At 42.7% G+C, this 17,815-nt stretch carries 15 protein-coding genes; 12 read left to right on the forward strand and 3 right to left on the reverse strand.

The genetic code is table 11. The annotated features are described in order from the left end of the window. Window positions 1-105 precede the first annotated feature (105 nt). From KJS58_RS13135 to KJS58_RS13145, 3 genes are read left to right on the forward strand one after another with little or no spacing between them, the layout of a single operon-like run. A complete protein-coding gene (locus tag KJS58_RS13135; RefSeq protein ID WP_213532936.1) occupies window positions 106-1,374 on the forward strand; it encodes a cytosine permease in 1,269 nt (422 codons plus the stop codon). After that, a complete protein-coding gene (locus KJS58_RS13140) occupies window positions 1,371-2,474 on the forward strand; it encodes an S-methyl thiohydantoin desulfurase family protein (RefSeq protein ID WP_213532937.1) in 1,104 nt (367 codons plus the stop codon). Before KJS58_RS13135 ends, KJS58_RS13140 begins: the two co-directional genes overlap by 4 nt. Continuing rightward, window positions 2,467-4,017, forward strand: a complete 1,551-nt coding sequence (locus KJS58_RS13145) for a hydantoinase/oxoprolinase N-terminal domain-containing protein (RefSeq protein ID WP_213532938.1) — start codon at window positions 2,467-2,469, stop codon at window positions 4,015-4,017. The genes KJS58_RS13140 and KJS58_RS13145 overlap by 8 nt, the downstream gene beginning before the upstream one ends. Before the next feature lie 207 nt (window positions 4,018-4,224). On the opposite strand, the gene KJS58_RS13150 is transcribed toward KJS58_RS13145, so the two are convergent. Continuing rightward, window positions 4,225-4,485 carry a hypothetical protein gene (locus tag KJS58_RS13150; protein ID WP_213532939.1) on the reverse strand — a complete coding sequence of 87 codons (261 nt, stop codon included), beginning with the start codon at window positions 4,483-4,485 and terminating at the stop codon, window positions 4,225-4,227. Between the two features lie 520 nt (window positions 4,486-5,005). Here KJS58_RS13150 and KJS58_RS13155 point away from each other — a divergent pair. The 3 genes from KJS58_RS13155 (at window position 5,006) to KJS58_RS13165 (ending at window position 7,250) form a co-directional block, all read left to right on the forward strand. Continuing rightward, window positions 5,006-5,983, forward strand: coding sequence for a ring-cleaving dioxygenase (locus KJS58_RS13155; protein ID WP_213532940.1), 978 nt, complete (start codon window positions 5,006-5,008; stop codon window positions 5,981-5,983). Between the two features lie 253 nt (window positions 5,984-6,236). Further along, on the forward strand, window positions 6,237-6,830 hold the full coding sequence (locus KJS58_RS13160) for a nitroreductase family protein (RefSeq protein WP_213532941.1): 594 nt from the start codon (window positions 6,237-6,239) through the stop codon (window positions 6,828-6,830). 150 nt (window positions 6,831-6,980) lie between these two features. After that, complete coding sequence (locus KJS58_RS13165) at window positions 6,981-7,250, forward strand: phage holin family protein (protein WP_213532942.1); 270 nt, start codon at window positions 6,981-6,983, stop codon at window positions 7,248-7,250. A 104-nt stretch (window positions 7,251-7,354) separates the two neighbouring features. Here the strand turns inward: KJS58_RS13165 and KJS58_RS13170 are convergent, their stop codons facing one another. Both KJS58_RS13170 and KJS58_RS13175 read right to left on the reverse strand, forming a co-directional pair. After that, the gene (locus KJS58_RS13170) at window positions 7,355-9,097 is read right to left on the reverse strand and encodes a glycine betaine ABC transporter substrate-binding protein (RefSeq protein WP_213532943.1); all 1,743 of its coding nucleotides are present in this window, start codon (window positions 9,095-9,097) and stop codon (window positions 7,355-7,357) included. Beyond that, window positions 9,075-10,292: a quaternary amine ABC transporter ATP-binding protein gene (locus KJS58_RS13175; RefSeq protein WP_213532944.1), complete on the reverse strand. Its 1,218-nt coding sequence runs from the start codon at window positions 10,290-10,292 to the stop codon at window positions 9,075-9,077. The genes KJS58_RS13170 and KJS58_RS13175 overlap by 23 nt, the downstream gene beginning before the upstream one ends. 435 nt (window positions 10,293-10,727) lie before the next feature. Here KJS58_RS13175 and KJS58_RS13180 point away from each other — a divergent pair, with 435 nt between their 5' ends. The 6 genes from KJS58_RS13180 (at window position 10,728) to KJS58_RS13205 (ending at window position 17,358) form a co-directional block, all read left to right on the forward strand. Continuing rightward, window positions 10,728-11,291, forward strand: coding sequence for a GbsR/MarR family transcriptional regulator (locus KJS58_RS13180; RefSeq protein WP_213532945.1), 564 nt, complete (start codon window positions 10,728-10,730; stop codon window positions 11,289-11,291). Between the two features lie 174 nt (window positions 11,292-11,465). Beyond that, entirely contained in the window at window positions 11,466-12,647 is a 1,182-nt protein-coding gene (locus KJS58_RS13185) for a LolA family protein (RefSeq protein ID WP_213532956.1), read from the forward strand. 247 nt (window positions 12,648-12,894) lie between these two features. Beyond that, the gene (alr, locus tag KJS58_RS13190) at window positions 12,895-14,076 is read left to right on the forward strand and encodes an alanine racemase (RefSeq protein ID WP_213532946.1); all 1,182 of its coding nucleotides are present in this window, start codon (window positions 12,895-12,897) and stop codon (window positions 14,074-14,076) included. A 220-nt stretch (window positions 14,077-14,296) separates the two neighbouring features. Next, window positions 14,297-14,578, forward strand: a complete 282-nt coding sequence (locus KJS58_RS13195) for a CopG family ribbon-helix-helix protein (protein WP_160032285.1) — start codon at window positions 14,297-14,299, stop codon at window positions 14,576-14,578. Window positions 14,579-14,581: 3 nt separating this feature from the next. Beyond that, window positions 14,582-14,932 (forward strand): type II toxin-antitoxin system PemK/MazF family toxin, encoded by a 351-nt coding sequence (locus KJS58_RS13200; RefSeq protein WP_160032284.1) that lies wholly within the window; start codon window positions 14,582-14,584, stop codon window positions 14,930-14,932. A 236-nt stretch (window positions 14,933-15,168) separates the two neighbouring features. Beyond that, window positions 15,169-17,358 carry an alpha-galactosidase gene (locus KJS58_RS13205; RefSeq protein ID WP_213532947.1) on the forward strand — a complete coding sequence of 730 codons (2,190 nt, stop codon included), beginning with the start codon at window positions 15,169-15,171 and terminating at the stop codon, window positions 17,356-17,358. Window positions 17,359-17,815: the final 457 nt, after the last annotated feature.

Genomic DNA, 17,815 nt, shown 5'->3' on the forward strand with positions numbered 1-17,815 from the left:
AAAAAGACAAAAATTACGGGTCTTTTTTTTATTTTTGAAAAAGACGTTCTGTCATCGTTCCTTCTATAATAAGAAAAATCATTTACGAGTTAGGGGAGAGGTTACATGAGAAAGGATGGAGAACAGCAATCTTGGTTCACTCTGGCAATGGTGTGGGCAGGGGCGATGATCAGCATACCTGGTATTTTGGTAGGAAATACGCTCATATCGGGAATGAGCTTACCGAAAACCCTGCTGATTGCATTCATTGGTTACGCCATTATTGTTGCCATTATGATCCTTCAAGGGATCCAAAGTACGGATTTAGGAAAGACAACAGTTCAAGTCGCAGGACAAGTGTTTGGTAAAAAAGGTTCTAGGACCATTTTATCTATTATTCTCACGATTGCCTGTCTCGGTTGGTTTGGGATTCAGGCCAATGTATGCGGGGCAGCGCTGGCCAATTTGCTAGGAGAGTTTGGAATGAGCATTCCTGTTCCAGCAGCCTCTTTAATCAGTGGTATCGTGATGGTTATTTCCGCAATGTATGGAATCAAAGTGCTTCGTGTACTTAGTTATATTGCCGTTCCTTTACTCGTTGTAATCTGCATTATGGGATTGGTTCAAGCATTCACAGGGGACTCTTGGCAGCTCATTAGTAACTATGAGCCTGAAGGACAAATGAAATTCATGGATGGACTTGCTGTAACGATCGGTTCATTTGCACTTGGAGCCGTAATTGCAGGCGACTATTCGCAGTTTTCACGGAAGCGTTCTGACGTGTTAAAAGCGGCCATTTTTGGAATCATCCCATCTGGTGTACTCATGATCAGTGTAGGTGCTGTTTTAACGATTGCTTATCAAACAAGTGATGTTACGGCTGTCTTTTTGAATATTACGACTCCGTTTATCGGGGGTGTGGTGTTAATTCTAGCCGCATGGAAAACAAATATGATCAATGCCATCTCTGGGGGATTTGCCCTGACGAATGTATTTTCAGTCTCCAAAGATAAAGAAAAATGGACAGTTGGGGTTGCTGGACTAATTGGGACAATCCTTGCAGTCATCGGCATTTTGAATTTTTTCACACCGGTGATGTCGGTATTTTCAGCGATGGTTCCGCCTGTAGCGGGGGTCATGATTGCATCCTATTGGGTGATGAACAAAGGGGATAAAAATAGCTGGCAAGAAACAGAAGGGGTTAATATGCTGGGCGTAGTGTCCTGGCTTGTTGGTTCGATCATTGCTTGTATTCCTGTCGTATTTTCCTTTTTCCCAAGTTTGCCTGAGGTATCGAACCAGCCTCTGCTTGGTATCATCATTTCATTTGTTATATATGTAGTCGGCTACCGATTTACAGCTTCAAAAACTGCCATACTGGAGGGAAATAGATGAGATATTTAGATAAAAGCGCGATTGAACATATTGCGGTAGGTGCTGCATTTTTAGGAACAGGTGGAGGGGGAGACCCTTATATCGGTAAACTTATGGCTCTTTCGGCGATCGAGAAACACGGACCCGTAAGGTTATATTCTGTAGATGAAATTGAGGATGAAGACTTTTTCATTCCTGCTGCGATGATGGGTGCACCTTCCGTGCTCGTTGAAAAATTTCCAAAAGGCGATGAGTTCGTTAAGGTGTTTCAGAAGCTCGCTAAATATGTAGGCAGAGAAAAAATAACAGGAACGTACCCAATGGAAGCAGGGGGAGTCAATTCCATGATTCCTATCGTTGTTGCGGCGCAGCTCGGCTTACCGCTGATTGATTGCGACGGCATGGGCAGGGCATTCCCTGAACTTCAGATGGTGACGTTTAACCTCGACGGTATTTCAGCTACACCGATGGCGATCACCGATGAAAAAGGAAATGTCGGTATTTTCGAGACGATCGACAATAAATGGACCGAAAGGTTAGCACGGACAGCGACAGTCGAGATGGGGGCTAGTGCTCTCGTAAGCCTCTATCCAACGACAGGTGCGCAGCTTAAAAACAGCGGTGTCCATCATATTGTGACTTTGTCTGAAAGAATTGGCGAGATTATTTCATCAAAGAATAGAGATCCCAAAGATAAGCTTGAGCAGCTGTTACAACTGACCTCAGGTTATGAACTATTCCAAGGGAAGATTACCGACGTCATCAGAGAAACTAAAGGTGGTTTTAACTTAGGAAGAATGAATCTGGAAGGGATCGAAGCTCATAAAGAGGAGCAGATGAAGGTTCATTTTCAAAATGAAAATCTACTTGCCGAGAAGAATGGTCAGGTCGTAGCCATTACCCCTGATTTAATCTGTCTGGTTGACTATGAAACGTTATTGCCGGTTACGACAGAAAGTTTGAAATATGGAAAACGTGTACGTGTTATCGGGCTGCCAGCGCATCCGAAATGGAGAACAGAAAAAGGAATTGAAACAGCAGGACCGAGATATTTCGGATATGACTATGATTATGTTCCCATTGAGGAACTGGTGAGTAAGGCGGTGGCTGCACATGTATAGAATTGGAATCGATGTAGGCGGTACGAATACAGATGCTATTATTTTGGATGAGCATAATCATCTGGTTCATAGTGTGAAATCTCCAACTACTCTTGATATTAAAACAGGGATAGAAACCTCGCTGCGGAACGTGTTACAAGGTGCAGGCATTGATAAAACCAAGATTACGCATGCGATGCTTGGAACAACACAGTGTACGAATGCGATCGTGGAACGCAAAAAATTAGCTAAAGTCGGCGTCATTCGTTTAGGATTTCCGGCTACTGCTTCCGTTCCTCCGTATACGGCTTGGCCGAAAGATATGGTGGAGAAGCTGTCAGGTAGCTACGCTTTACTTCATGGCGGTTATGAATATGATGGACAATTATTGAGTGAGCTGGATGAACAGGAAGTTAAAGCTCTTTTAAACGAGTGGCGAGATAAAGTAGAATCGATTGCGATTATTGGCGTTTTTTCCTCTATTAAGAATGATCAGGAACTGAAAGTTCGGGAGTGGATCTGGGAGGAGTACGGCGAAGCTTATCCCGTATCTTGCTCTTCTTTGATCGGATCTGTCGGCCTGATTGAACGTGAGAATGCTACCATACTAAATGCAGCCTTGTGCAAAGTGATTGAGGTGACGACGACAGGATTTGTTCATGCGCTTGAAGAAGAGGGAATTGAAGGGGCAGAAGTGTACTTATGTCAAAATGACGGAACGCTCATGTCGATTGATTACGCTAAACATTTTCCTATTCTCACTATTGCATGCGGACCAACAAATAGTATCCGGGGAGCTTCCTATTTAGCCAATATTAAAGATACGATGGTCATTGATGTCGGTGGAACGACCTCGGATATCGGTGTCTTGCAAGATGGATTCCCAAGGGAATCCTCAGTAGCGGTTGAAGTAGGGGATATTCGGACGAACTTTAGAATGCCGGATATTATCTCTGTAGGGCTTGGCGGCGGAAGTATCGTTCGTACGGATAATGGCAAGATTACGGTTGGACCTGATAGTGTGGGTTATCGAATTAGTGAAGAAGCACTTGTCTTTGGCGGAAATACCTTAACTACTACTGATATTGCGGTTCGTCTTGGACTCGCGGATCTCGGCGATAAGAGTTTAGTTCGTCACATTGATGAGGATTTTGCAAAACAAGTCCAAGTTGAAATTTCTTCAATCATTGAAAAAGCGATCGATAAGATGAAAACTTCGTCCGAAGATGTACAGATTGTACTTGTAGGCGGCGGCAGTGTGATTATCCCGGATCAGATTCCCGGTGTATCCAGCATCATTAAAACGGAGAACGGGGGCGTTGCCAACGCCATTGGTGCATCCATCGCCCAAATCAGTGGACAGTACGAACAAATCTATATTTACTCTCGTGAGCCGCGTGAGGAGTCGCTTGAAGATGCGAAGGAAAAGGCTGTGAACCAGGCGGTACTCGCAGGGGCTGATCCTGCTACAATTGAACTGGTTGAAGTGGAAGAGACACCGCTGGCCTATCATCCAGAGAATGCAACCAGACTTAGAGTTAAAGTAGTAGGTAAGATGAGTTAGAAGTGAGATATAAATGAGTTAGAGATGTGGTATAAAGTAAAAGGTCCTGAACAGTGATCGATCACTGTTCAGGACCTTTTTGTTCAAGTTGCTTAGGGTACATTTCTTTTTCCATTTTATTTTTCAGAGAATATAAAACAAATGCTAGTTTCATATAAAAGAGAGCAGAAGAAATCTCTACTCTCTTTCTTACCAAATATACTTAAATTAGTAGCGTTGCAATAACACGACCCCGCTGATTGCCGATGTTCTTTTTTTGAAGATGATCTTGAAGCCGACATGCTTATCTAACATACAAGCTAATGAGGTACCAATCCATGCATTGTGTTTTAAACCATGTTTACAAGGTTTAGTACTCCCAATGACACGTACGGAAACGATTTTCTTTGGAGAGCCTGGGAATAGAGGGTTACTTGCCCAAGTAATTAATACAAGGTCAGGTTGTCTAGTAGCTTTTATACTAGTCATTTAATCACCTCTTTTCTTCTAGTATTCTATATTAAATGCTACTAGAGGAAGAAGTGTGCTAGACGAATCTATTAAAAATGAAGAGAATCCATCGAGAATCTATGAATATATCAATTAGCTGTGATATGAAAGAAATATCAATAGAAACAAATTCATGGGGAAGTGAATGAAGTGACTCAGATTGGTGTAATGATAAGAAGGGAGAAAATAAAGATCCATATAGAAGGGGAATGATCCCGATCTATTTTGCGAAAAAGGTTGACTTTCATCTTGATTAGTAATAAACTTTAGTTAAGCGATTGAGAAAAAGTAAGTTACAAACATCAAGCTATGAATTGCCAAAAGGCATGAATGAATAGAATCCCTGAATGTTAGAGATATGGAATGCAGCTCATTTTCATTAGAAAATAAAGAAGCCATTCGTTATTACTTCGTCGAACATATGGGATTTGATTTTTAACTACATATCTTAAATTTGTAATACTTTAATTAAAGGTAATTTAGAAGGCAGGGATAAATAATGAACCATTTAAAAGGAATTCACCACGTAACCGCAATTACGAGCAACGCTGAAAAAAATTATGAGTTTTTCACTTATGTCCTCGGTATGAGACTTGTGAAAAAAACGGTAAACCAAGATGATATTCAGACTTATCATTTGTTCTTTGCGGATGATAAAGGCAGTGCAGGTACAGATATGACATTTTTTGATTTTCCTGGTATTCCGAAAGGGACCCATGGTAATGATGAGATCTACAAATCTTCTTTCCGTGTTCCTACGGACAAAGCGATTGATTATTGGAAAGAGCGTTTTGATCGTCTAGGAGTAAGTCATTCTGGCATACAAGAGCTATTTGGGAAGAAAACATTGTCTTTTGTCGACTTTGATGATCAGCAATATCAATTGATCTCAGATGAGTTGAACAAAGGGGTTCCATCCGGAACGCCATGGCAAAAAGGTCCGATCCCACTAGAATATGCGATTACAGGCCTCGGTCCTATCTTTGTTCGCTTCTCTCAGTTTGATTATTTCAAAGAATTGATGGAGAGAGTGCTTTTGTTCAAAGAAATTGCACAGGAAGGAAATCTTCATTTGTTTGAAGGAGGAGAGGGCGGAAACGGAGCACAGGTTGTCGTTGAAGACAACACGGAACTCCCGCCAGCTCGTCAAGGTTACGGTACGGTTCACCATGCTGCATTCCGGGTTGAGAACCGAGCTGTACTTGATGAGTGGACATCTCGTATGGAAAGCTTCGGCTTTACTACTTCAGGTTATGTAGATCGTCACTTCTTTGAATCCTTGTATGCAAGAGTCACTCCGCAAATTTTGTTTGAGTTTGCAACAGATGGCCCTGGTTTTATGGGGGATGAACCTTATGAAACGCTGGGAGAGAAATTGTCTCTGCCGCCATTCTTGGAACCACATCGTGAGCAGATTGAGCAAGATGTTCGCCCGATCGACACGATGCGTAGCGATAAAGTTTTCAATAAGGAGTAATCTTTATTATTTCGGTCAAACTCGAAATGAGTTGATGAAATATTAAAGGTAACCTGCAAAATTCTATCGTTGGAGAATCGATATAAATTTTGCAGGTACCTGCAAAGAATTTGGTCAATCTCGAATAGAGTTGATAAAACTTTGCAGTAACCTTTATTATTTCGGTCAAACTCGAAATGAGCCGATGAAATAATAAAGGTATCCTTTGAAAAATATAAATACATTATATTCAATTAATAGGAGGAAATTTATTATGAATTTTTTTGAAGCAGTAGAAACACGCCGTTCCGTATATGCACTTAACAAAGAAGTAAAGGTGTCCGACGATCGTATTAAAGAAATCGTGGAGCATGCAGTAAAACACGTACCATCCGCATTCAACTCTCAAACCACTCGCGTTGTTGTTCTTTTCAAAGGCGAGCATGAAAAACTGTGGGACATGACAACAGAAGTACTGAAAGCAGTTATGGGCGATGCAGACTTCTCCGGAACACAGCAGAAAATGGATATGTTTAAAGGTGCTTATGGTACCGTATTGTTCTTTGAAGATCAAGCTGTTGTAGGCGGCTTACAAGAAGCATTCCCTGCTTATGCAGATAACTTCCCTATCTGGTCTGAACAAACAGCTGGTATGCACCAATTTGCAGTATGGACTGGTCTTGCTACAGAAGGAATCGGCGCTTCTCTGCAACACTATAACCCACTGGTTGACGAAAGAATTGCTAACGAGTGGAACGTTCCTGAATCTTGGAAACTTCGCGCTCAAATGCCGTTTGGTGGTATTGCACAACCAGCTGGCGACAAAGAATTCAAACCGCTGGATGAACGCATTAAATTCTTCGGTTAAGTTTCTGCCTAGTTCTCAGCCATTCCTTTATCTTCGGATGAAGGGATGGCTTTTTTATGTGTAAACATTACTACTGCATGTACTGTTCGTCCACTATTCTGCATACATAACCTTATATCTGAAAATGCAGAAAAGAGGAGAGTGGGAGAGGTGGAATGGAGTGTGATCTGGGAGCTTATTGACCCGCGTCTAGTTGGGGTAGTAGCCGCTTGCTGGGTCGTGGGATTTATTCTTAAATCAACCCCGGCTATACCGGATTGGACCATTGTATATGTCGTTGTTATTGTTGCTGTACTCCTTACGATCTGGATGCTGGGATGGTCGGCGGATTCAGTCGTGCAGGGGATTCTGGCCGGTTCTTTCTCCGTATATGGACATCAGGTGGTTAAACAGACGCGCAGTATTGGAAGAAAAAACTAGGGTCACGGACGGATGCCGAAGCGAGGTAAAATCATAAAAAACCGTAACCCAGCAGAGCAGGGTTACGGTTTTTTGTTGAAAAACTCTTTTATGAATAGAACAGATTATTTCAGATCTTCAATGGAGTCAATATCCATGTAAGCTGGAACAGTAAGTCCTGTTCTTGCACCTTCCATATTCACACCAACATCTTCGACTTTGTCAATGTAACGATCGTAGTATGCTGCGGAAGTGACAGGCATCCATGCTGCAAGGGTAGCATCCACATCGCCTGCTGCGACACCAGTCCACATAGGGCCCATTTCTACTTGGAGTGAAGTTACATTGTAACCCAGCTCATTCTCGAGGACATATTCCGCGAGATTTGTACTTGCGATTTCAGAGTCCCAAGATACATAGCTAAGTTTCAAAGTCTCACCATTCGAAGAGCGAAGACCTTCTGTCCACTCAGCGACTTTGTCTTTATGAGCTTCCGCCCATTCTTTTGCTGCTTGCTGTGGATCCGCGCCGTCCTGAATAGCAATCATCATTTCAGCCATCTCTTCAGCCGTCCAGTTGAAGCGATCCAAGAACTCGTAGGCTGTCGGATGATCTTCTTTAAGTCCTTTACGGACAATCGTACGAATTTCTTCGGCTTCTCCATAGGATTTAAGCGGATCTTCAAGGAATTTTAGATCATATTTGTTGAACATCCAGTGCGGAGTCCAGCCCGTTATGATAATAGGATCTTCATTCTTCAGTGCTTTCTCCAGCATCGCTGTCATCGCAGAACTGGAACCTTCCACAAGCGTCCAATCTGTCAGATCATAATCTTCCAGTGCTTGTTTCGTAGAAGTCATGATACCGGCACCAGGGTCAATACCCACAATCTGATAATTTACTTCTTGGCCAACTGCGTTGCCAGCACCATCAGCAGCATTATTACCTACAAAATACTGAGAAAAACCAGCGATAAGTACAATAGCTGTAGCGGCCGAGATCATCCAGATCCGCTGCTTTGAAGTAAAGCGGGTGCTTTTTTTCTTCCCTGGCTTACCTACCAGATTTTGCGAGAAACGGTCGAGCACAATTGCGAGTACAACAACGACGAGCCCTGCTTCAAATCCTTTACCAATCTGAAGTTGTCCTACTGCACGGTATACTTCAGCACCAATACCTTGTGCCCCAATCATTGACGCGATAACGACCATGGATAATGACAACATAATGGTTTGGTTAACACCACTCATTAGTGTTGGCATGGCTAGCGGAAGCTGTACTTTAAATAGCTTTTGAGCCGAAGTTGAACCAAAAGCGTCAGCCGCTTCGACAAGTTCCGTAGACACTTGGCGGATACCAAGATGCGTCATACGAATGGTTGGCGGGATTGAGAATATAACGGATGCAATAACACCCGGTACAACACCCAAACTAAAGAAAGTAACGGCTGGAAGCAGGTATACGAACGCAGGCATTGTCTGCATTAGATCGAGAATCGGAGTAACCACTCTTTCCACGCTGCGGCTGTACGCCGACAGAATACCAAGGGGTACACCGATCACGACGGATACAATCCCTGACGTTACGACGAGTCCCAGTGTATCCATGGACTGCGTCCAGTAACCTAGGTTATAGATGAGCAGGAAGCCAATTACCGTGAATGCGGTAAGTTTCCATTTTCCAAGGATATAAGCAAGTACACCAAAAATGATAATAAAAAGAAAAGGGTGGGGCAGCATAAACAGCCCCGAGAAAAATCCGACGACACTTTCGATAATAGTCGAAATGACGCCGAAGAATCCGGAGAGTGAGTCATTTAGCCAATTAACTGCGGCATCTGTCCACTCAGCTATGGGTAACTTCGGCATGAGATGGTTCCTCCTTCGTTGTAACTTCGCCGCCAAGGGCTCCGAGCAGTGCGCCTCTTACGATAACGCCTACGATTCTTCCATTGTCGCCTACTACGGCTACAGGAACTTTGGCAGAGCTTGTAATTTCAAACAGATCATTCATCATCGTTTCAGGCGGTACTTGAGGTCCGTCTGTAATGAGAATATCTTGTAATGTTTTTCCGTCTTTAAAGGCCCGAACAGCATCTTCCGCTGTTATAACACCGAGCAGTTTTTTAGTACGATCGATGACAAATAGATTAGATATACCGCGTTCACGCATCAGCTCAAGTGCTACCCGAGGGCCGCGATCGAGTGTAATGGTCTCGGGTCGCAGCATAACGTGAGAAGCAGTGAGTACTTTAGATAAGTCCACATCCTCGACGAAACGAGCAACAAATGAGTTAGCAGGCTGGATCATAATTTCTTCCGGTGTGCCAATTTGTTCAACAGAACCATCTTTCATCAGCGCAATTCGGTCCCCAATACGAAGAGCTTCGTCCAGGTCATGCGTAATAAAGATAATCGTTTTTTGCATACGATCTTGCAGCTCTACCAGCTCATCTTGCATGTCACGGCGAATCAGTGGATCAAGTGCGCTAAAAGCTTCATCCATAAGCAGTACTTCTGGATCGTTAGCAAGGGCACGTGCAAGACCGACACGCTGCTGCATCCCGCCGCTGAGTTCGCTTGGAAGTTTATCTTCCCAGCCTTTAAGCCCAACCAGCTCAAGAGCTTCTTTTGCTTTTTCTCTGCGTTTCGCTTTATCTACCTTTTGAATCTCCAAACCATATTCGACGTTATCGAGTACCGTGCGGTGAGGCAGAAGAGCAAAGCTTTGAAATACCATACTGATGGTTTCTCTGCGAACTTTGCGCAGCTGCTCTTTATTCATTTTACGAAGATCTTTCCCGTGAACGAGGATTTCTCCCGAAGTAGGTTCGATCAAGCGGTTCAGCATTCGTACAAGTGTGGATTTACCACTACCAGAGAGCCCCATAATTACGAAGATTTCTCCCTGTTTGATTTCCATACTGACTTGATTTACGCCGACCGTAATATTTTTCTCTTTAGCCAAGCGCTTTTTATCCCAACCTTGTTCAAGAAGCTTAACCCCCTCTTGAGCATTAGGACCAAACAGCTTACTTACATTTTTTACTTCTAGTATGGTCATGCTTATCTTTACACCCCTTTTTCTATAACGATATAAGCTTTATTTCACTTAATTTAAACATTTGCCTTTGCCATTGTAACAAATTGGCTCTATACTTTCAATTGTACATTCCGTATGTTTAGTTTGTACAGTAAAAACTGTACGAATTGAATTTTAGCAAAATAAGCATATTTTCTTGCCTATTCTTCCTTTATTGAGGAATAGCTACGTAGGAGGCATCTTTACTTTTGATATTGCTTTTCTTAAAATAGATCATGACATTTAACAAAAATTGTGATCAAAGTCATCGATTTAGCAATTTGATTTTTAGATTGTCCTTAATGTAATTCTTTTATGATTTGGTGATTTGGACCTGGGCCGTGAATATTTCAGTTATTCATTTGGACAGAACATTTTTATACAGTAGGATTAAGGGTAGAATGGGAGGTTACAAGCATGAGCTTGGACCAATTAAATGAAGAACAACAATTAAAGATAATGAATATTCGTAAGCGTGTCATTCAAACCGTGGGTAAAAATATGGAATTGTACGGACTCACTTCTTCTGCGGGCCATTTATATGGACTTCTCTTTTTCGCGAATCAACCCATGACGCTTGATGATATGGGAAGAGAAATGGAAATGAGTAAGACCAGTATGAGCACGAGTGTACGTAATCTTCTTGATCTTCAGATGGTGAATAAGGTATGGAGTAAAGGCTCTCGTAAGGATCAGTACGAAGTGGAGTATGACTGGCATCAGACCTTTATGGATTACTTCACCATTAAATGGAGACAAGCAGCAGAAAGTAATCTTCTTACGTTTAGAAAAGCAATCGAAGAACTGAATAGGCTTTTAAAAGAGCATCATGAAGATGAAAAACTTTACGAGATTCTTTCTAGAGATAAGAAAAAGATGGAAGAAGCCGTATCTTACTACAAGTGGCTGAACCGTTTAATCGATGCCATGGAATCAGAAGAAATTTTTCAGCTTGTTCCTAAAGAAGAATTGGATAAGTGAATGTAATCATGATAAGTCTCACTTTCTACCGCAGAAGGTTGAGGCTTTTTTTGTGTGGTTCATTCCAATTTGAATATTGTTTATCCAGCTTGTCAGGCCAGTCTGCATAAATCGAACAAGTCCCTCATAAACATGTATCAATCAGTTGAAAACAGTGTTAAAGGGGATGATGTCATGCGCCGGATATCATGGATAATTGCCATGGTACTGTGCTTTTCAGGTCTGCTTACGGCTTGTGGACCAAAGGATGCAGAGTCAGTAGTAAAAGATCTGAATGAGGTCGTAGGAGAGCTAGAAAGTTACAAAGGTTCGGGTGTAATGACACTTTATTCTGGAGAAACACCGCAGGAGTACAAAGTAGAAGTATCGCATCAAAAACCTTCTTATTATCGTATTGCATTAACGAACGCGAAGAAAAACATCACACAAATTGTGCTTCGTAATGATGATGGCGTATTTGTTCTAACACCGAGCCTGAATAAAAGTTTCCGGTTCCAAAGCAACTGGCCGGATGATCAGGGTCAAGTCTATTTATATGAGACCCTTGTCCGCAGTATTATTGGCGATAATGCCCGTCAATTCGCAGACGAAGAAGACAGTTATGTGTTTGACGTAGCTGCGAATTACAATACTCATTCGCTTGTTCGTCAGAAGATTTGGCTGGACAAAGAGAATTATTCACCAAAACACGTAGCCGTATCAGATGCCAATGCTAACGTTGTCGTTGATGTGAAATTTGATACATTTGAATTTGGTACGAAGTTTGAAAAAGATTCATTTGATATGCAGAGGAACATGTCGGCTGGAAATGGAGAGACACAGGCTCCTGAAGCAGGCAGCACCCCTACGATTAATGAAGATGTGAATACACCAGAAGTATCTGCTCCACAAGAGCAGGATCCTGGAGTGGACGTTTCCGATCAGCCTGAATTAGGGCAGCCAGGTGACGAGGTCGGGGGAGAAGTAAGTCCGGATGATCATGCGACTACGGAAGAAGGAGCATCAAGTGATCTTGGAGACTTTGGCGTGATTGAACCTACTTATCTTCCGAACGGGGTAAACATGAAAGGCGAGCCGACCATTATGGAAACAGAAGATGATTATGCAGTCATGTTACGGTTCGAAGGAACATATAATTACACCATTATTGAAGCAAGACCTCAAGACAGAGCCTCTTCTTATGCTGCCACAACACCTGTAGATTTAGGCTTCACCATTGGTATGATGACCACAGAATTACCTCAGACATTAACATGGTTTGATGAAGGAATGGAATACCGTATTACAAGCGATAACTTACCTGTAGCAGAAATGGTACAAATCGCCGCTTCTATGCAGGACCAATCGGGTAAATAATAGGTGAGACAGGCGGATACCGAATATTTACGAAGTATTTTTTCGTAAATTACACGGCTGTTCGCCTCTTTTTTATCCGCAGATTGTAGGCAAAATGGGGTTTGGCGGCGAATATAACAGTAAATGTATTTTCCTATTCCTTAGAGTAATCAAATCCCTTAGTTATAGGGATTTGACAGTCGTGTTTCTCTCGCATACCATTAGTTTATTGTTAGGTAGGAATTAAAATCAGGGAAGGTGACTTAGGGTGGAAGGACAGTATCGCCCGACCCAAGCTGAAATTAACTTGGATCATTTAAGACATAATGTAAATGTATTTCGCGAGAATTTGCCAAAAGATGTGTTATTCAGTGCTTGTGTTAAGGCGAATGCTTACGGTCATGGTGCTGTAGAGACGTCGAAAGAACTCGAAAGGATAGGAGTAGACTATCTCAACGTTGCTTTTCTTGACGAAGCCCTAGAACTGCGTAATGCAGGGATAAACACACCGATACTTATACTGGGATATACACCACCGGAAGGGATCGAGATTGCATATCAACACGATATTACGGTAACGGTATTTAGTGAGGAAGTGATCACAAGTATCGAAAACCTTGATCCTTCCGAAGACATACGCAAGCTGAAAGTGCATCTTAAGATTGACAGCGGGATGGGGCGTCTTGGAATAATTACAGCAGAAGACGCAAAGCAGGCAGCAAGCCGCCTATCATGTCTTTCCTATGTAGAACTCGAAGGGGCATATACCCATTTTGCCAAAGCGGATGAAGAAAATAAAGACTATACACTGATGCAATATCAACGGTTCATGGATGTGATTAGCGCGCTGCGGGATTCAGGTTACAAGCTCCCGATCATACATACGGGTAACAGCGCTGCTGCTATTGATACTCCGTCTCTTTCGCTGAATATGGTGCGGGTAGGAATTAGCCTGTACGGTCTATATCCATCGGATGAAGTGGATAAGCAGAGCGTGCAATTACTCCCAGTGCTTTCACTAAAGACAAAGATTGTTTATGTAAAAAATGTTCCAGAACATTGGGGCATTAGTTACGGAACCAAGTATTATTCTTCAAATGAAGAAAGGATTGGAACCCTTCCAATCGGTTATGCAGATGGCTATTCCCGGATGCTAACCGGTAAAACAGACGTTCTAATACGCGGCCACCGCGTCCCGGTCGTTGGTACCATTTGTATGGATCAGTGTATGGTGTCTTTGCAAACGTTAACGGATAAAGAAGATATTAAAGCTGGTGAAGAGGTTGTTCTCATCGGTCAGCAAATGGGCAGTATCATTACTGCCGACGAGCTGGCATCGAAGATTGATACGATTAACTATGAAGTTCTGTGCATGATTGCAAATCGTGTCCCGCGTATTTATATCCGGGATGGAAAAGTCATCGCTCACGTTAACGCCCTGTTATCCTAAGTTTCGTGAAATTTCTGTGAAGAAAGAGGATATCGTCTAAAACCCGCGAATTGTGTAGATATTTATAAAAATGGATGATGTACGTATTCGTTCATTCCGTTTATAATGAGTAATGCATACTTGATATACGCGGGGCATATATATCCTCTTGTATAAATTTCCTGAAATAACGTTATACTGGTATACAGTGGCGTAGGTTTTGTGTGGGGGTGGAAGAGACTTGACCAATGTACAGAACACCAAACGGATTATGATCAGTTTGCCAGATCATCTTTTGCAGGAAGTTGATGGGATCGTAGCAATGGAAAATTCGAACCGCAGTGAATTTATTAGGCAGGCTATGAAGCTGTATTTGATGGAGCGCAAGAAGCGTTACATCAGAGAAACCATGCAGCGCGGCTACATGGAAATGGCCAAAATTAATTTGACCATGGCTTCCGAAGCCTTTCACGCGGAGGATGATGCAGACAGCACTCTGGGCCGCTTAGTGAGCGGGGTGTAAACATTGATCGTAAAACGCGGCGACGTATTTTTTGCGGATCTTTCACCCGTTGTTGGTTCCGAGCAAGGGGGAGTCAGACCGGTGCTTGTGATCCAGAATGATATCGGCAATCGTTTTAGTCCAACCTGCATCGTAGCTGCCATTACGGCACAGATTCAGAAGGCAAAATTGCCGACCCACGTAGAAATTGATGCCGAAGCGCATGGTTTTGACCGGGATTCTGTTGTTCTTCTGGAGCAGATACGGACCATTGATAAGCAGCGTCTTACAGATAAGATTACGCATCTGGATGACGAGACGATGAAGCTTGTTAATGAATCGTTACAGATCAGCCTAGGTTTAATTGATTTTTAGGTGAGCATAAGGAGCGAACAGTATTGCAGTACTGTTCGCTCTTTTTGCTATGTTCAGATATCTCATCTGTGTATCTTTTAACGTTTTTGTATTTATTTTAGATGAAGATGCAATCAGAAGACGAAGATAGTACATTGCATTTAAAATCAACCAATTCTATACTGTGAAGAGGGTTAACAATTTTTACATTTGATTTTTGAAAGCGCTATTAAAAAGACATGGGAGTGGATCACAACATGGCGATTTTTTATAACGAAGATAAACGTATTTTCCACCTGCAAACCAAGAGTGCTAGTTATGTATTTCGTGCACTACCTACAGGTCATTTGACTCAAATATATTATGGTAAAAGATTACGCGATAACGATTTCGCATGGATTCATGTTCGTGAGGAGCGTTGTTCGTTCAGCCCGAATCCGGTCCCGGAAGACCGGACGATCTCTTTTGATACTTTGCCTCAGGAGTATCCGGTATATGGCACGAGCGATTTCCGCTCTCCGGCTTTTCAGCTTCGTCAGCCGAACGGTTCGACGGTAACTGAATTTTTGTACAAAGATCACCGAATTGTAAGCGGTAAACCTGCATTATCGGGACTGCCAGCGACGTATACGGAGCAGGATACCGAAGCGGATACCCTCATTGTGGAACTTGAAGATTCCGTAGCAGGAATCCAATTAGAGCTGACTTATACCGCATTTCATGAGTATGATGCGATCACACGCTCCGCACGAATTATCAATATAGGGGATGCTACAAACGAAATTGTACGTGCTTTAAGTGCAAGTATTGATTTCCCTCATGCGAACTACGAGTGGCTGCAGCTTTCAGGAGCTTGGATTAGAGAACGGAATATTGTCCGCAAACCGCTTACCTTTGGCAATCAAAGTGTAGAAAGTCGCAGAGGTTCCAGCAGTCATCAGCAAAATCCGTTTGCAGCGCTCTTAAGTCCGAATGCAACAGAAGATACAGGTGAAGTCTATGGATTCAGTCTTGTATACAGTGGTAATTTTATAGCACAAGCAGAAGTGGACCAGTTCCAAACGACACGTTTGTCCCTTGGTATTAATCCATTTGAATTTGGCTGGATTCTTGAGCCAGGCGAGGCTTTCCAGACACCGGAAGTAGTTATGGTTTACTCTGACAAAGGCCTTGGCAAAATGTCTCAAACGTATCACAAATTATACCGGGAGCGTCTGGCAAGAGGACAGCACCGCGATCAGGAACGTCCGATTCTCGTTAATAACTGGGAAGCAACTTATTTTAACTTTACAGCAGACAAAATTGAGAACATTGCTCGCGCAGGGAAAGAACTTGGTATTGAATTGTTCGTGCTTGATGATGGCTGGTTTGGACATCGGGATAGTGACAACTCTTCATTAGGGGATTGGTTTGTTGATAAAAATAAACTGCCTGAAGGGTTAGATAATCTGGTTCAGCGTGTAACGGAGTCCGGTATGCAGTTTGGCTTGTGGTTTGAACCGGAGATGGTATCACCAGATAGTGAGCTTTACCGTAATCATCCGGATTGGTGCCTGCATATCCCAGATCGCCGCCGTACAGAAGGCAGAGAGCAGCTCGTTCTTGATATGTCCCGTAAAGATGTACAAGACGAAATCGTTCGTATGGTATCGGATATTTTGGCAAGTGCTCCAATCACGTACGTAAAATGGGATATGAATCGAAACATGACAGAAGTCGGTTCCGCTTTATTGCCGCCAAAAAAACAGAAAGAAACAGCTCACCGCTATATGCTCGGTTTGTATGATGTGATGGAGCGAATTACTTCGAAGTTCCCGCACATTTTGTTTGAAAGCTGTTCCGGTGGCGGAGGCAGATTTGACCCAGGAATGCTGTACTACATGCCGCAAACATGGACAAGCGATAATACCGATGCTGTATCACGTATGAAGATTCAATATGGTACAAGTCTTGTTTATCCGATTAGCTCCATGGGTTCTCATATTTCAGCAGTTCCAAACCATCAGGTTGGCCGGAATACCTCTCTTGAGACCCGTGGTCATGTGGCGATGTCCGGTAATTTTGGATACGAACTGGATCTGACGTTATTTGATGAGAACGATAAGAAAACAGTGCAGGAACAGGTTGCCTTATACAAAGAGATTCGTAAGACCGTACAATTCGGAGTATTCTATCGCCTATTGAACCCATTTGAAGGAAACGAAGCGGCATGGATGTTTGTCTCACCCGATGGTGAAGATGTGGTCGTATTCTACTTCCGTGTACTGTCCGAACCGAATGCTCCGCTGCAGCGTCTGAAGCTGAAAGGACTTGATCCTGAACGTGACTATGCAGCAGTAGATGGAGAAGGTGTATACAGCGGGGATGCCCTGATGTATGCCGGTATTTCCGTAGGAAATAAAGTGGGAGATTATCATAGCGAGATGTACCGTTTCAGACGCGTATAGTTCGTTTTTGTCATTGTTTTACAAGAAAGACTGCAAAAGCTGCCTTAGGGTACTGCTGCTGCAGTCTTTTTTTGCCGTAAATACAGTAAATTGGCGCTTCAAAAGTGGAAATTGAGCCGAAGTTCTGTGATAATAAGATACATCCCGCCTAAGCGGTGATATTATATAGGGACCCGAGAAATGCTGAATGGGACAGACAGATTTCGTGTACGATATACTTTTCTGGGGCGTATTCAAAAATAAATAGAAATCGAAGTGCATGCAGTTATTGCAAGCAACTTCGAACTAACCTAAAAAATATGTGCTTTTTATTAAAAAATGTTTTTTATTAGACGGATTGTAATATGAAGTGCGACACCTAGTTCAAAATAAAAAATGGCCCATGGCCGGATTCGTGTAGAATGGAGTTACCACACAACACCTACAAGGAGAATCCGCCATGAGCTATACACATCTT

Source organism: Paenibacillus sp. J45TS6, from assembly GCF_018403285.1.
Lineage (GTDB): Bacteria > Bacillota > Bacilli > Paenibacillales > Paenibacillaceae > Paenibacillus.

Coding starts and splice junctions, on each gene's coding strand:
- KJS58_RS13135 (WP_213532936.1), top strand. CDS start 106: ATGAGAAAGGATGGAGAACAGCAATCTTGGTTCACTCTGGCAATGGTG.
- KJS58_RS13140 (WP_213532937.1), top strand. CDS start 1,371: ATGAGATATTTAGATAAAAGCGCGATTGAACATATTGCGGTAGGTGCT.
- KJS58_RS13145 (WP_213532938.1), top strand. CDS start 2,467: ATGTATAGAATTGGAATCGATGTAGGCGGTACGAATACAGATGCTATT.
- KJS58_RS13150 (WP_213532939.1), bottom strand. CDS start 4,485: ATGACTAGTATAAAAGCTACTAGACAACCTGACCTTGTATTAATTACT.
- KJS58_RS13155 (WP_213532940.1), top strand. CDS start 5,006: ATGAACCATTTAAAAGGAATTCACCACGTAACCGCAATTACGAGCAAC.
- KJS58_RS13160 (WP_213532941.1), top strand. CDS start 6,237: ATGAATTTTTTTGAAGCAGTAGAAACACGCCGTTCCGTATATGCACTT.
- KJS58_RS13170 (WP_213532943.1), bottom strand. CDS start 9,097: ATGCCGAAGTTACCCATAGCTGAGTGGACAGATGCCGCAGTTAATTGG.
- KJS58_RS13175 (WP_213532944.1), bottom strand. CDS start 10,292: ATGACCATACTAGAAGTAAAAAATGTAAGTAAGCTGTTTGGTCCTAAT.
- KJS58_RS13180 (WP_213532945.1), top strand. CDS start 10,728: ATGAGCTTGGACCAATTAAATGAAGAACAACAATTAAAGATAATGAAT.
- KJS58_RS13185 (WP_213532956.1), top strand. CDS start 11,466: ATGCGCCGGATATCATGGATAATTGCCATGGTACTGTGCTTTTCAGGT.
- KJS58_RS13205 (WP_213532947.1), top strand. CDS start 15,169: ATGGCGATTTTTTATAACGAAGATAAACGTATTTTCCACCTGCAAACC.